The organism is Pseudomonas sp. R84, from assembly GCF_009834515.1.
GTDB lineage: Bacteria > Pseudomonadota > Gammaproteobacteria > Pseudomonadales > Pseudomonadaceae > Aquipseudomonas.
In genome coordinates, this window is the sequence record NZ_CP019426.1 from 4376117 (window position 1) to 4391861 (window position 15745).

At 61.0% G+C, this 15745-nt stretch carries 10 protein-coding genes; 2 read left to right on the forward strand and 8 right to left on the reverse strand.

Annotated elements, in window-relative coordinates:
• Positions 1–43: 43 nt before the first annotated feature.
• The gene (locus PspR84_RS19265) at positions 44–1027 is read right to left on the reverse strand and encodes a diaminopimelate epimerase (RefSeq protein WP_160058759.1); all 984 of its coding nucleotides are present in this window, start codon (positions 1025–1027) and stop codon (positions 44–46) included.
• A gap of 283 nt (positions 1028–1310) precedes the next feature.
• Here PspR84_RS19265 and PspR84_RS19270 point away from each other — a divergent pair, with 283 nt between their 5' ends.
• Positions 1311–2462 (forward strand): MFS transporter, encoded by a 1152-nt coding sequence (locus PspR84_RS19270; protein ID WP_160058760.1) that lies wholly within the window; start codon positions 1311–1313, stop codon positions 2460–2462.
• Between the two features lie 85 nt (positions 2463–2547).
• Here PspR84_RS19270 and PspR84_RS19275 read toward each other — a convergent pair whose 3' ends face one another.
• From PspR84_RS19275 to PspR84_RS19305, 7 genes are all read right to left on the reverse strand, one after another.
• Positions 2548–4974 carry a TonB-dependent receptor gene (locus tag PspR84_RS19275; RefSeq protein ID WP_160058761.1) on the reverse strand — a complete coding sequence of 809 codons (2427 nt, stop codon included), beginning with the start codon at positions 4972–4974 and terminating at the stop codon, positions 2548–2550.
• Between the two features lie 98 nt (positions 4975–5072).
• Positions 5073–6056: a FecR family protein gene (locus PspR84_RS19280; RefSeq protein WP_160058762.1), complete on the reverse strand. Its 984-nt coding sequence runs from the start codon at positions 6054–6056 to the stop codon at positions 5073–5075.
• Between the two features lie 88 nt (positions 6057–6144).
• The gene (locus PspR84_RS19285) at positions 6145–6636 is read right to left on the reverse strand and encodes a sigma-70 family RNA polymerase sigma factor (protein WP_160058763.1); all 492 of its coding nucleotides are present in this window, start codon (positions 6634–6636) and stop codon (positions 6145–6147) included.
• A gap of 104 nt (positions 6637–6740) precedes the next feature.
• The gene (locus PspR84_RS19290) at positions 6741–7118 is read right to left on the reverse strand and encodes a c-type cytochrome (protein WP_160058764.1); all 378 of its coding nucleotides are present in this window, start codon (positions 7116–7118) and stop codon (positions 6741–6743) included.
• Between the two features lie 207 nt (positions 7119–7325).
• The gene (locus PspR84_RS19295; RefSeq protein WP_160058765.1) at positions 7326–11795 is read right to left on the reverse strand and encodes a hemagglutinin repeat-containing protein; all 4470 of its coding nucleotides are present in this window, start codon (positions 11793–11795) and stop codon (positions 7326–7328) included.
• A 97-nt stretch (positions 11796–11892) separates the two neighbouring features.
• Positions 11893–13620, reverse strand: a complete 1728-nt coding sequence (locus PspR84_RS19300; RefSeq protein ID WP_160058766.1) for a ShlB/FhaC/HecB family hemolysin secretion/activation protein — start codon at positions 13618–13620, stop codon at positions 11893–11895.
• A gap of 108 nt (positions 13621–13728) precedes the next feature.
• The gene (locus tag PspR84_RS19305; protein ID WP_160058767.1) at positions 13729–14862 is read right to left on the reverse strand and encodes an MFS transporter; all 1134 of its coding nucleotides are present in this window, start codon (positions 14860–14862) and stop codon (positions 13729–13731) included.
• A gap of 99 nt (positions 14863–14961) precedes the next feature.
• On the opposite strand from PspR84_RS19305, the gene PspR84_RS19310 reads away from it, so the two are divergent.
• Entirely contained in the window at positions 14962–15726 is a 765-nt protein-coding gene (locus PspR84_RS19310) for a helix-turn-helix transcriptional regulator (RefSeq protein WP_160060115.1), read from the forward strand.
• Positions 15727–15745: the final 19 nt, after the last annotated feature.

Here is a 15745-nt window from a genome sequence, read left to right on the forward strand (position 1 = left end):
CAGGGACCGCTGTAGTCACCGCATGGCAGTTGTTCTCCGTGCTTCAGTGCGCCATCCGTCGCGCGGTGCCAAACAGTCTGACGCCGCGCAATTGACCATGTTCTGCGTCAAGCAGGATCGGCGCCGTGCCGCCGGGCATCACCACCTGCACTTCACCGGCCGCCACCCACCCCACACGCCAGGCCGCGCAGGCCACGGCACTGGCACTGGTGCCAGAAGACGCCGTCGGCCCCTCGCCGCGTTCGAACACGCGGGCGAGGATTTTCTGTGCTGATTCCAGCACCGCCCATTGCAGATTGACGCCTGCCGGGCATGGATCACCGGCGCCGGCGGGGATCGCGTAAGCGATTTCGGTCAACCCCTCGTTCAGCGGTGACTCACGCATCTGTTGATTGCTCGGCAATGCCGCCCTGTCATCCAGCAGCGTCACGCAATGCGGATTGCCGATACGCACAAACTGGCTGTGTGACCATGCCGGATCGAGTGTCGCCAGTGGCTTCACCAGACTCACGTCTCGCCCATTGAAGTCGACGTTTTCGACGTTCTGCGCAGCCACCGCGCGCGGCCCGAAACCGGGTTGGCCAAGATCAAGCCAAAAGCCTTGAACACCTTCGACTTCGGCCGGTTTCACCGAAGTCTCTACCGCGTCACCCTTGTCGTGATGCACGCGCAACAACGCACCCTCCTCCGGCATCAATCCTTGCTCGGTCAGTGCCTGCGAGAAAATCGTCAGGCCGTTGCCACTGCGCTCGGCGAGTGTGCCGTCGGTGTTGACGATTAATACGTCGAACGGCGGCGACGCCTGGAACGGACCGATCAGCAGACCGTCGCTGCGGTGGGATTTGCTGTTCACCGGGCGCTGGCCTTCGGGCCAGTCGCAGCAAAGTTTGATTGCTGCTTCGCTCCACGACTGACGCGAAGAGGCGCATTCGGTGGCGCTGGCAGGCAAGGCAAGGCCCGCGTCGCGCAGTGCCTGCGGCGCAATCACCCCGTAAATATTGCCCCGTGCATCGTAAAACTGCGTCATCAGTGTTTGTCCCCTGTTGCCGAAGAAGGCCACTGTAAAACGCAATCCCTTGTGGGAGCGAGCCTGCTCGCGAATGCAGTGTGTCAGTCGATATATTTTTCAGCTGACACTGCGCCTTCGCGAGCAGGCTCGCTCCCACAGGGGATGTGCGTGACCGCTTAATGGTGAGTCTCCGTTCCCACAGGGTAGGATGTTGTCTGTACTTCCCCGAATGGCCGGCGATCGAACCTCGTCGCTGAATCACTGTCCTTCGGGGACGCGATGTTTTTTGCCAAGGATCGATATGACCAGCCTCAACCCCCAAGACACCTTCGTCCCCGGACGCCTGCAACAGATGTCCACGCGCATCGCCTTTTTCATCGCCGGGCTCGGCATCGCCGCGTGGGCACCCTTGGTGCCGTACGCCAAGGCCCGCGCCGGGCTTGATGAAGGCACGTTGGGGTTGTTGCTGTTGTGCCTCGGCGTCGGTTCGATTCTGGCGATGCCGCTGGCGGGGATTCTGGCCACGCGCTTCGGTTGTCGGCGCGTCGCCACCGGTGGCACGTTATTGATCTGCGCGGCGTTGCCGTTACTGGCGACGGTGTCGTCGATACCGGCGCTGATCGCCACGCTGTTCATGTTCGGTGCCGGCCTGGGCACGGTAGATTCGACCGTGAACCTGCAAGCGGTGATTGTCGAACGCGCCAGCGGCAAGAACATGATGTCGGGCTTCCACGGTTTGTTCAGTCTGGGCGGGATTGTCGGCGCGGCGGGGGTCAGTGCCTTGCTCGGACTGGGTTTGACGCCACTGGCCGCCATGCTGGTGGTCGTCGTCGTGCTGATCGCGGCATTGTTCAAATGCGTGCCGCACATGTTGCCCTACGGCAGTGAAAGCTCGGGCCCGGCATTTGCTATCCCGCACGGCATCGTGCTGTTTATCGGCGGGATGTGCTTCATCGTGTTTCTCACTGAAGGCGCGGCGCTGGACTGGAGTGCAGTGTTTCTGGCGCAGGAACGCGGGATCGACACGGCGTACGCGGGGTTGGGTTATGCGGCGTTTGCATTGACCATGACGGCTGGACGCTTGATGGGTGACCGCATTGTGCGGATTGTCGGTGCCACGCGGATCATTTTGTTTGGTGGTCTGCTGGCGGCGGCCGGTTTGTTTCTGGCGACATTTGCACCGAGCTGGGAAGCGGCGCTGGTCGGTTATGCGCTGGTCGGCGCTGGCTGCTCGAATATCGTGCCGGTGCTGTACACGGCGGTGGGCAAGCAGACCGTCATGCCGGAAAGCATCGCGGTGCCGGCGATTACCACTTTGGGGTATGCAGGGATTCTGGCCGGTCCGGCGGTGATCGGCTTTGTCGCGCATGCCAGCAGTCTGAGTTTTGCTTTTGGCTTGATGGCGGTGCTGCTGGTGGCGGTGGCCATTGGCGGGAAAGTTCTTAAAGTCTAAAAGCTTCGCGAGCAGGCTCGCTCCCACAGGATCTCAGTGATCCATGTGGGAGCGAGCCTGCTCGCGAAGAAGTTGATGCGGTCTATCAGAAACCAACGCTAGCCTGCACAAAGAACGTACGCGGTGCGCCGACATACATCCCCGAGTTGTTGTCGCTGGAGCGGGTGAAGTACTGCTTGTCGAAGACGTTCTTCACCCCGGCGCCCAGTTTCAAATTCGACACCTGCGGCCCGAAGTCATAACCCCCACGCACGTTCCAGGTCACGTAACCCGGAATGTCGCCATACTGCCCGTCCGCTGTGCCTTCGGTGATGTAGTTGCCGTTGAAACTGCCGTCGGCATTCACACCGGTACCCGGCGAGCGCTGTTTGGACTGGGCGAAACCGTCGAGGTTGTAGGTCCAGCGGTTAATGTCGTAACGCAAACCGACGGTTGCCACCTGTCGCGAATAGAACGGCAGATCACGGCCCTTGAAGCCCGGAATCTCGCCTTCATAAGTCGCGCGGGTGTAAGTGAAACCGGCGTTGGCGGTCAAGCCATCGAGACGCGGATCCAGTGCCGCCATGTCGTAGTGCACCGAGGCTTCGATGCCCTGGTGCTTGGTCGCGCCAAGGTTGGTCCAGCCCACGTCATTGCTGATGTATTGCAGCTCGTCGTCGAAGTCGATGTAGAACAGCGTCACTTCACCGCCCCACACGTCATCGTTGTAGCGCGTGCCGATCTCGTAGGTCTTGGCCTTTTCCGGCTCCAGACCGTTGGCGGTCTGATCACCCGAGCCGCCCTGGCCGAGCTGGAAATACTGCAGGCTGCCGAACGAGGTTTCGTAGTTGGCGAACAGTTTCCATGCGTCCGACAGGTGATACATCACGCTCAGCGCCGGCAACGGTTCGTTGCTCTCGATGCTGCGGTTTTTCGCCTGCACCGGTTTGCCGGCCGTGTCGAGCACAGCGCGGTCATGCCAGTCGGTGCTGATGTGTTCGAAGCGAATGCCCGGGGTGATGGTCCAGTTGCCGACGTCGACTTTGTTGTCGATGTAGACCGAGTTGGCCTCGGTGCCGCCCGTGCGATCCTGAAACACATGGCCGTCGGAGGTCGGCGTGAGCACTGGCTGGTTGTTGACCAGCGCCACACGGCTCGACGACTCGTGCATCGCCTCTTTCAGGTAGCGATAACCGACGCTGACTTCCTGCGTGGTCGGGCCGACATCGAAAACCCGCGACACCCGTGGCTCGATGCCCAACGTGTAATACGAGCGCGGGTAGGAGCTGAGGGTTTTCTGGTCGCGAGCGGCGATGGTGCTGCCACGGAAGCTGTCGGTGTAATACGTCAGAATTTCCGCTTGAGTGCGCTCGTCGATCTGGCGGATCCACTTGAACGACACGTCTTTGCGCCGACCGGTGAACTGATCGTAGTCACGCACCGAGTCATACGGTTTGTCGTCGTACTGCTTTTGCGTCAGGCCGCCGGGCATGTCGGCTGTGGCGTCGTAGTAGTGGAAGTTGAGACTGAAATCGTCCTGATCGGTCGGCGCCCAGTGCGTCTTGAGCAGCACGTCGTCGATGTCGTTGCCGTTGTTGCGCTCGCGGTAGCCGTTGCCATTGACGCCGGAATACAGCAACGCCACGCCCATGCCGTTGTCGGCGGTGCCGCCGAGGAACGCGGTGTCGATGTGCTTCCAGCCACCGTACCGGGTGGTTTCCAGCGTAGTGCCGATTTCACCGGTGGCTTTTTCCGGGATCGCGCGGGTGACGAAGTTGATCACCCCGCCAACGTTCTGCGGCCCATAACGCACCGAACCGGCGCCGCGCACCACGTCGATGCTGTCGAGGTTGCCCGAGGAAATCGGCGCCATCGACAGTTGCGGCTGACCGTACGGGGCGAACGCTGCCGGTACACCATCGATCAACACGGTGGAGCGCGGCGACAGACGCGAGGTCAGACCGCGTACGCCGACGTTGAGGGAAATATCGCTGCCGCCGGTGCCGTTGGAATCCTGCACCTGCACACCCGGCACACGCTTGAGCACGTCGCTGACGTTCATCGCGCCCTGCTCGACCATCGCTTCGCGGCGGATCACCGTACGTGCGCCCGGATGGTTCTGCACCACGGCGGCGTTGGCATCACCGAGCCAGTCGCCGACCACCTTGATGTCGGTCACGCCCAGTTCCAGCGGGCCGTTTCCGGCGGCGGAAGTTGCGGCCGGCGACAGCGTCACCGAGCCTTCGTTGATCTGATAATCCAGACCACTGCCTTGCAGCAATTGGCGCAAGGCCTGCTCCGGGGAGATATCACCGTCGACCGCCGGGGCCTGTTTGCCGGCGACCAGGTCCGGGCTGAAAAACACTTGCAGCGCAGTTTGCTGGCCCAGTTCACTCAGGGCCTGACCCAACGGCTGCGCACGGATATGAATGGCTTCACCGGCAAACGCCAGCGGCACGGCAGCATTGACCGCCAACGCGAGAGCCAGCGGCAACCAAGGGGATTTTTTGTTGTTGGCAGGGGTGTTTTTCACGTCGTACGTATTCCTGTGGATCGCAAGAGTGTGCGGCTGTTAATGCAAACCAGTTGCAGTTGAACAGGAAGACGATGAACTCGAAAAAAACCTGAATTTTATTTTGCGATTATTTCCTGACTGCCATCGGCGAGGCTGCGAACGGCCACCGGCAGGATGCTCGGCAAGGCTTTGAGCAAGGCGTCGGTGTTGTCGGATTTGAACACGCTGGTCAGGCGCAGACTGGCCACGGCAGGGTTGGCAACGGTCAGCGGTTTATCGCGATAGCGCGACACTTCGGCTGCTACTTCACTGAGGCTGGCATTATTGAAGACCAGTTTGCCGCTGCGCCACGCCGTCAGTTCCGTCGGGTTGACTGCATAGGCTGCGGCGACTTTGCCTTGCGCATCGACATGAGTGCCGAGGCCCGCGGTCAGGCTGATGAACTGATTATCCGCTGCATCACGCCCCTGCACTTTCACTGTGCCCTGCTCAACTGCCACACGGGTTTGCGTGACATCGCGGCGCACATCGAAACGCGTGCCGGTGACTGTGACTTTGCCGCTGCCCGCCTCGACCACGAACGGTCGCGCGGCATCGTGCGCGACGCTGAACATCGCCTCGCCTTCGCTCAACTCGATGAGCCGACGATCCTTTTCATAGCGCACCTGCAAACGGCTGCGGCTGTTCAGATCGATCACCGAACCGTCCGGCAGCGCCACATGTTTACGCTCGCCCAACGCTGTGGCGAATTCGGCACGGTAACCGCCCGGATGATTCAAACCGCTGAACAGTCCCAGCCCGAGCGCCACCGCCAGCACACTGGCGGCCACGGCATAACGCAACATCGGACGGCGCTCGCGGCGGGTTGGCGGTGTTTCAACGAGGGCTTTGAGACGTGGCGTCGGGAGCAGATCGGCCGCCGACCACAAGCCTTGCAGCAACTGAAATTCGTCACGATGCTGCGGATGTTGATTCAGCCAGGCATCGAAGCGCTGCTGTTCGTCGGCATCAATGGCCGGCTCCTGCAAACGCACAAACCAGCGAGCCGCGTCATCGCGCACCGTTGTTTGCCCGCACGCGCAATCACGCGTATCCATCATGGAATGTCCTGTTTGGCCGGGAATATAAAGACACACAGCCCTCTGTAGGAGCTGCCGAAGGCTGCGATCTTTTTGCCATGCCGCACGTTCACGATTGCAACCCGTCGAGGCGATCGCGCAGATGCCGCAGGGTGCGGATCATATACTTTTCGACCATGTTCTTGGACAGGCCCAGGCGCTCGGCGATTTCGGCCTGGGTCAGGCCTTCGATTTTCTGCCAGACAAAAATCTTCCGGCAATTGACCGGCAACTCGGCGAGCGCCCGTTCGATGGAGTCGGCCAACTGGATCGCCTGCATGTAATGCTCCGGGTCGCCAATCGACGACTCACTGTGATCGATGGCCTGCGACTCCATGGCGCCGCGCCGGTCCTCACGCCGATAACCGTCGACCGCAATATTGCGCGCGGTCTGGTGCAAATACGCCCGTGGCTGCTGCACCGCCGCCGAATCGGACTCAAGCACCCGCACAAAGGTGTCGTGCGCCAGATCCTCGGCCTGCGCGCGATTGCGCAGGCGACGAGTCCAGGTGCCGATCAACTCTTCGTAATGCTCGAAAAAGCCGGGTCTGCGGGGACGCATGGGGGTATGGGTGGCGTGCTGAGGAAAGGGGCGTGAATAGTAATGGTTACCATTAAGCCGAAGCAATGGATTCCTCGACCGACTGTCCGGGTCACCTCTGCAGCTCAGCGTTTTATCGAAATCACACCGCTCATGTATTCATGCAGATCGCGCAGATCCTTAACGCTCCAGGCATGCGGCGGTATTTTTACCCCGTTCTCCTGCAACGTTTTCGGAATCAGGTTGCCGTTCGGCCGAAGGATGATCGACGACACAATCACGCCCGGATATTCATTCAGGCGTTTTTTGAACGCGGACGTTGTCAGGTCAGGTGTGGGCGGATTGCTTTTGTGCGCCAGTGGCCCGGTGCCCTTTATATCGGCGCCGTGGCATACAGCGCAGCGCTGCACATAGAGGTTTTTGCCGTTGCTGTTATCCGCGAAGGACACGGATGGTTGAGTGATCAACAAAGCACCGAGTACAGCGATGAATGTTGTTTTCATTGTTTGCCTCCCTGGCGTTTTTAAGGTCGCGCATGATGCGCGAGATTTAGCGCCTGGCGCAAAACAATGTGGGAGCGAGCTTGCTCGCGAAGGCGGTACATCAGTCACTTAATGCATTGACTGATCGGACGCTTTCGCGAGCAGGCTCGCTCCCACAGGGTTGGGTGGTGAATGCAGGTTCAAGTGCATCCACCACTGGCCATTGGATCAGCCTTTTTCGTCCATCCCGGCTTGCAGGGTCTGGGTGTCCAGATGCCCGCTCAGGGTGACAGGGCCGACTTTCAGGTTGCCGTTTTCCAGGGAAACCTTCGGTGCGTTTTCCTCGGCTTTATGCGGCAGATCAAGGCCCGCGTTCACGCCGTAGTCCCGGTTGCTCAAATCAGTGCTGCTGACCTTCGAACCACCCAGATCGACCTTCCCTTGTGTCGCCGAAATCCGCGCACCGGTCAGTTGTGTCGCGCCGCCAACGGTAAGGTTTACACCTTGGCTGGCACTGATCCCGGACGCCTGCACAACGCTGTCCTTGTGTGCGTACTCACCCTGCGCTTTCAGTGTCGGTTTGTAATCAGTGCCGGCGAGCTTATCTTTGTCGTTCGGTGGATTCTTCTTAGCGGTCAGGCCCAGATCGACATCGACCTTGGCGTGGTTGCTCGAGTCCTGACGGCTCTCCACGGTCAGATCACCTGCGACTTTGCCGCTGACATCTTTAGCGTCGATCCGCGCGCCCGCCAGTTGTGCATCACCAGCGCTGTTCAACACCACACTGTCAGCCTTGATCTGGCTGTTCTGCTGCGTGCTGCCTTGCAGGTAATCGACACCGACTTTCGCCCCAGCATTGAAACCGTGATCGCTGCTGGCCTTCTCATCAGCGGCGGTCGGGGTTTTGCTGCTCAGGTTGCCACCGGCATTCAGCGCGACATTCCAGTTATTGCGGTGGTCAGTGGACTGCGCCGACTCCTGCACGTAACCGCCCTTCTGCGCATCAATGCTGACGTTCGGTGCGCTGACTTGCGTGCCTTGCAGATGAATCGAATCACCGCTCACGACAATGCCGCTCTGACTGTTGAGCTGGCCACCGCTGAGGGTTTTCGAATCCTCATTGACCCGACCGATATTGAAATTGCCGCTCAGATTGCCGCCCTGATCACGGCTCTTCTCGCTGCTGGTTTTGCTGCCGCCACCCTTCAAGCCGCCGCCGAGGTTGCTGCCGGTGGTGGTGTGGGTGTCTGTGGCGGCTTGCAGATCGAGCTTGCCGTCGGCGTGCAAATCGATGGCGCCAGCGCTGTCGATCTTCGTGCCTTGCTGCACTTGGTTGCCGCCGCTGCTCAACTGCACCGGACCGTTACCAGTGATGCTCGCGACGTGGGCCTGCGTGTCAGTGCTTTGCTTGCCGGTGTGATCGAGTTGGAAACCGGCGCCGAGATCGACGTTGGTGCCATCGGTGCCCGGCAAGGTGCCAACCGTCAGCGAGCCATTGCCGCGCAGGCTGCTGTCATTGCTGGTCTGCCGGTCGTTGGCCTGATTCAGCGCCAGATCACCACCCGTCTTGATGCTCACACCGCCCTGCCCGCCATCGAAACGACTGCCTGCGAACTGCGCATCGCCGCCGACCTTGATGTTCACACCCTGGCTGCCGGCATAGGCGCCGACCACGGCGGTGGAACTGTCCTTGCTCGAAGCACTGCTGCCTCCCGCGCCGCTGCCGGCAACGTTCACGTCTTCGCCGGTCTTGGTGTAGACGCGCACGTCGACCTTGGCATCCACCGCGTTAGCGCTGCTGTTGTGCGTGTTGCTCGCGGCATCGGCAAGCAGTTGGTCAGCGCTGATGTTCACTTGGCCGGCGCTGGCGCTGTATTGCGTGCCTTGGTCGTGCAGCGTGCCGGTGGTATTCACATCGACAGTGCCGCCATCAAAACGGCTGACCACAGCGTTGTTGTTTTGCTCGGTTTTGCTGGCACTGCCATGGCCGACTGCAACGTCGATACCGACATTCGGCTGACCGAGATTGGCCAGTGCGTCCTTGTCCGGCACCTTGCCGTTGAGCACGTCTTTGACCGCGCCCGCGATCGGCCGGGCGATATCCTTGTACTCGACGTTGGCGCCGATGTCCGCCGACCAGTTGCTCTCGCTATGCGTGCTGCTGTCAGTGTTGCTGGCCGCGCGATTGTCGACTTCGCTGGCGGCAATATTCAGGCCGGTGCCAGCCTTGAGTTGCGCGCCTTCAGTGGCGAGTTTGTCGGCATTGATCGTCAGGCTGCCGCTGCTCTGTACGTTGCTGGTTTGCGCGGTGGTTTTACTGGTCGAATCCTGCGCCGTGCTGTGGGCGAAATCGACGCCACTGCCGGCACGGTCGAGGCCGCCGGTGTAGTAGAAACCGCCGCCGGTGCCGGAGGTGTCGGTGGTGGTTTTGTGACTGTCAGCTTCGGCCAGCAACGACACGTTTTGGCCGCTCAACGTCGTGTCGCCAGCGGTGGATTTCACCTCTGCGCCTTTGAGCGTAACGTCACCGCCCGCCTTCACCTGCACACTGCCACCGCTGAGGCTGGAGCCCTGCTGGGTGACGTCGTTGCGAGTAACCGTTTGCTGTTTGTCCTCGTAATGAATCCCGGCGCGATACTGCTCTGGCGTTTGCTCTTTGGCGTACGCCTCGAAGCCACGGGTTTGCGTGGTGTCAGTGCTGTCGTGAGTGTTCTGCGCCGAATGCACATTGACGTCACCCGCCGCGTCGGCCGTCAGCGCCCCGTCAGCCTTGACCGTCGAGCCGGCCACTGCAATGTCCTTGGCGCTTTTGAGCTTGAGGTTGCTGTCGGACACCAGTTCGCTGCGCACAGTGCTGCTGTCTTTGCTGTTCTGCCGCGACTCGTCCTTGCTGATGCCAAAGAACTTGCTGTCCTTGTCGTGGTTGTTGCTGTGCGAGGTGTCCTGCACACCGTCGATCACCAGCGAACCCTTGTCGCTAATCACGCTGGCGTCGGTGCCGCCACGCACTTGGCTGCCGCTGATGCGCACGTCGTCAGCCTTGACGATCAGTTTGCCGCTGGCGTTGACCTTGCTGCCCTGATGCTGGGTCTTGCCCTTGTCGGCATCGCCGGTCTTGCCGAAGAAACCACCGCCAACCAAATCACCGGAGTAACGGTTGTCGCTGCTGCGATTGGTCCGTGTGGCAGTGGTGATTTCCACCTGTTTGCCGGCCAGTTGCACGTCGCCGGCGCTGCTCAACTCTGCGCCTTCGGAGCGCAACAGCGCGGCGGTTTGCAGCGCAATGTTACCGGCCTTCAATTGGCTGGTGACGCTGCGCTGCTCTTCGCTGCTGCTGTTCCAATCGGCTTTCCACAGGTGTTTGCGGTGGTTGCCCTGATCGGTTTGCGTATGGCTTTCAGTGGCGGCGGTCAAGCGCAGATCACCGCCGCTTTGCACATCGAGAGTCTTCGCCGCTTCGACCTTGGCGGCTTTCAGCTCGGTGTCTTTACCGGACGACAACTTGGCATCGCGGCTAGCGATAATCTGGCTGCCGTGCTGGCGCGATTCACTGTCGGTCTGGGTGCGGTCGTAGGTTTCCCAAGTGATGCCGATGGTGCTGTTGTTCCAGTTTTCGCGCTTTTCCTGAAGCTTGCGGCTTTCGACCGTGGATAGGGTCAGGTTGCGTTTCGCGTCAACGGCGACGTCGCGAGCACTGACATCAGTCGCGGCCAACGTAAGGTCCTTGCCGCTGTGCAAAGCGACATCGCCCTGACTGCTGCGAATACCGGCGCGGGTCACGTCGAGGCTGTTGGCCACGGCTTCACCGCTGACACTGAGGTCACCGGCGGAACGAATCTGCACGCCGTCACGCCCGGCCACTTGCACCGCGCCCACCCGCACGCCTGCGCCTTCGGCGGTGCTGACAATATTGATGCGTCCGGCCTGCATCGCGCCGAACAGGCTGGCATCAATGCGTTGATCGCCGGTGTTGCCGGCGGGGTCGACGGTTTTCACCTGACCACTGGTGTAATCGACCTGATTGCGCCCGACCGTAAGGTTCAATTGATCGCGCGCATTGATCGCGCCCTGGCTGTCGATGCGCGGCGCAATCAGGTTGATCGAGCCCTCGCCGTTGCGCAGCCCACCGCTTTGAATCTGCAACTGACCACTGGCGTCGCGGGTATTCAGGCTTTGCAGTTTGCCGTCATTCAATTCCGGGCGACCGACCAGCAGATTGGCGTTCGGCGTGTTGATGAAACTGCCGCCATTGACCGAGATGCCGTTAGGGTTGGCCAGCACATAATCGGCGGACCGGCCGAAAATTTCCTGCGCGCCATTGATCGCGGAAGGATTGCGGCTGATCACTTCATTGAGGATCACGCTCGCCGCCTGGCCTTGCAGTTGCGGGTTGGCCGCCAGTTGCCCGGCCAGTTGCGATTGCCCGGCCTGCAAGGCGTTGTTCAGCACCAGGCCCTGACGGTCGACGTTGTAGTCGAGGAACTGGTTGTGCGACAGGCCCGAACCGTTGGGCGCGACGATGTTGACGATGGGCACACCGCCCTGGGTCTGCAATTGCGCGGTGCCGCCGGGTCCCGGTGCGACCACTACACCACCGGCGAGCGCGCTCGGCAGGTGCACGGCGAAGAACAGGCTGGCAATCGCCCAGCGCAATTTGCCCCGAGGCGAAAGATGAAATGCAAAGGTGTGTGCTGGCATAAAAACGTCTCCATGTGAGTACGGCATCACGTTGCGCGTTTAGTCTTGGCCGTGGCTGACGCGCTCAGATCCGACGGCTGTTTGTTCACTGCGTTGCTCAGATTTGCAGGCCCACGCGCATCAGCCAGGTTTCAGGCTCGTGCTGCAGACCGTTCGGGGTGTTGAGGGCGCGCTGGTAATCGATGTCGACTTGCAGATTCTTCCAGCCCAGATTCAGGCCGACACTGGCGCCACTCAGGCGTTGGCCCTGCGCGCCGTGATCGGCCTTGATCCAGCCGTGGTCGAGGCCCACTCGCGGGGTGATCTGCAGCGGCCACTCACTGCGCAGCGGCAGGCGCAAGGTGTTGCGCCAGATCGCGCCGCTGGCGCCGGAGGCACTGCTGACGCGATAGCCACGCACCGCCGAATCGTCGGTGCCGAGCAATTGTTCGATGGCCGGCAACGGGTCCGGGCTGTACTGCAAATTGAGTTGGCTCTGCCACTGCCAGGCCTGCGCACCGAGTTGACCGTTGCGCCATTGGCTGAGGCCGGCGCGGTACTTGCGGAACTGCGCCTTGGGCAGATTGTTGATCTGCTGCTGAGAATCGTCGTCGGCGCCAAACCAGCGCAGGCCCTGGGCGTAATTGACGTCGAGGTTCCACACCGCGCGGTCGAGCCAGAACAGATTGAGCCCGGCCTCGGCCACCGTCAGGGTCGGGCTCTGAATACCGAGGCGAACGTCTTGCAGATAGCTGTCGACATCCTTGTGCGCCAGTTGCAGGTTGGCACTGAGCTGACGGCTCTGGTCGCGCCATAGCACACGGTCGGCGCGCAGGCTGACTTGGTCGGTGATGCCGGTGCTGTGCAAGGTCACGCTCGGCAGTTTGAATGGCGCGCGATATTCGGCGTGGCTGGCGAACACGCTGTAAGTCCAGTAGCCGTAGGGAATCGCGTAATACAGGCTGGCGTTGCGGCTGTAGCGGTCGCCCTGATTGAGGGTGTCGCTGGCACTGATGCTCAACAAATCGTTGAGTTGCAGCGGGCTGTCGAGACTCAGGCTGACGGTGTCGCGGTCGCGTCCGGTGCTGGCGCTGCCGAGGTTGTCGATCCCGGCGTTCAAGGCCCAGCGTGACGGCGCAGCGCTGCGCGAGCGCAGGATGATTCGCGAGGCGCCGGGCTGGCTGCCGGGGGCGATGTCGGCGGTGAGATCGATCGAGCGCAAGCGATTGAGTTGATCGAGGCCCTGCTCCAGATCACGCAGGTTCAACGGCTCGCCGAGCATTCCCGGGAAAGCGCCACCCAACGAAACCGGCAGACTTTGATCGGCCAGTTCAATCGACTCGATGTAGCCTTCGTCAACGCGGATATCCAGCGACTGCCCCGCTGCCGGTGCGCTGAGCAGATACGGGCGGCTGGCGATGTAGCCCTTGTCGACGTAGCTCGAAGTGATAGTCGCGAGCAGATGATTGATCTGGCCGACACCCATGCACGGCGCCAGCAGCGGTTTGATCCGTGCGTTGAGTTTGTCGCTGTCGATCAGCGTGACACCGCCGATGCGCGTGCCGCTCAGCGGCCAGCAACGTTCATCGGGGGCGACCGTTTGCGGGAGCGCCGGGGTGACCGGCGCCGGACCGAATGCGCCGCGCTCCAATTGCCGCTTTCTTTGCTCAAGCTGCAGTTGTTGCAGATCGCGCTGTTGCTGTTGTTGCTGGCGCAGCACTTCCTGACCCGGTGCAACAGGTTCGGCCGCTTCAGTCGAGGAGGCACAGACACTCAACACAAAGGCCGACAGCAGCGGGCAAAGCGCGGAACGACGACGAAAAACAGCGTGAAACGGATACGGCACGCAACATCCTTGCGATCATAAAATGGCGTAATGCCATGTCATCAATGATCGTGATAGTCGGAGCCCTCCTACACAAATGCAAGACGCTTCCTACAGCGCTTACATTTCTTAAACAATTGCTTTGCCTGGCTTTATTGTCAGCAGCAAGGCCACGGCGCTGCACACTATCAGGGTTTCCCCGAGAGCTTGAAACCAGCCCGCAAGCATCAGCCCTGTGCCGATCAGCAGGTAATACAGCAAGCCCAATAACGCCCCGGCGGTGCCCAATCGATCAGCGTAATCGGCCAGTGCCGAACCGAGAACATTGGGGATCGCCAAGCCAAACGCCAACACCACCAGCAACATCGGCAGGACGAACGCGACACTGTTCTGCAGCGACCACACGCCCACACCACCGAGCAACGCGATGCCACCCGCGAGGCGAATCAACTGCAATACCTTGAACCCTGCCGTCAATAAACGCCGGTTGAGCCATGCTCCAAAACCTGAGCCCAGCGCGAGGATCACGCCGCTGTAACCGAACACACTGGCGTCCACCCCCAGCCGCTGAAACATGAACGGAGCGAGGCTGTAATAGCTGAACAGCGCCACGTTGAACGACGCGATCCACAGCGCCGAACGCCAGATACCCAAGTCACGCAACATGCGCCCAAGGGTTTCGAACAAACCGACATGGCCGGTTGGCGCTGTCCGGGTTTCCACCAGGGTGTACCAACTCCACAGCCACAGCAGCGTTGCCAGCAACAGCAACGCGCCAAGCACACCGCGATAACCGAAAACCTGAACCAGACTGGCGCCGCTGAACAAACCAATCGCCGGACTGGCCGCCAGCGCGATGCCCACCAACGAAAACACCTGCGCAAGTTCGGCGCCTTTGAAGCGGTCGCGCAACACGGTTTGCGTGACCACCGAGCCCACCGCCGCACCGAACGCCGCCAACATCTGCGCCAGTAACAAGCCGTTGAAACTGCTGACCCGCAGGCCGAAAAGCGTGGCAATTGCATAGATTGCCAAGCCCGCGAGCATTGCCGGGCGCCGACCAATGCGATCACACAAACGCCCCCACACCACCACCCCGACGGCAAACGCGAGGAAATACACCGACAACGTCTGCGCCGCCGCTTGCGGGCCAACATTAAACACCCGCCCGATATCACCGAGCGCCGGGCTGTAAAGGGTTTGTGCGATCTGCGGAAACATCAGCAGCGCAATCGCTAGCCACAGGAAATGTCTGTTGTTCATTTTTCATCACTCCTCGCATTAAGCCGCCGAGGAGTTTAAGAATCGGTGAGTGGCGTATTATCCGAATCCTGCCAATTTATCGATGAAATCGTACAACCCATGGCCTGGCTCGACGCCCACGCAACCTTCGACGCTGATCGCTTTCAGGCACCGGTGATTGGCCTCGCCTCGACTTTGGGTGATCACGATTCCGGCCTGCACCGTCATCAACGCGGGCAACTGCTGTACACGCGACAAGGCTGCACGCGGATCACCCTGGCGCAGCAATTGTGTCTGCTGCCGCCGTCGCGGGCGGCGTGGATTCCGCCGGGTGTCAGCCATCGCGCGGTGATGCAGCAGAGTGTCGATTACCGCTCCATCTACTTGATCCCCGAACTGTGCGCTGCACTGCCGCAGCAGGTCTGCGTGATTGAAGTCAGCCCGTTGTTGCGTGCGGTGCTGGAACCGATGGCGCTGGCCGATTTCGCCAGCGATTGGCAGCAAGGCAAATTCGTCCATCTGCTCGGCCTGTGCCTGAGCGAAATCGCCGAAGCGGCGCAGCAACCGATGCTGTTACCGTTACCTCAGGACAAGCGCCTGGCGCCACTGCTGAAAACGCCCGAACAACTGCCTCCGGAACTGCAAGTGCTGGAACAGCAGATCGGCGCCAGCAACCGTACCATCGGGCGGATCTTCCAGCGCGAAACCGGCATGAGTTATCAGCAATGGCGCCAGCAGTGGCGCTTGATGCGCGCGATGGAATTGCTCGCCACAGGGCGCAGCCTGAGTTACTGCGCTTTCGAAACGGGTTTTGCCAGCGACAGCGCCTTCATCGCCTTCTTCAAATCCATGACCGGCAGTACACCGGGCCATTGGCTCAAGTGAGCAACTGACGATCGGCGCC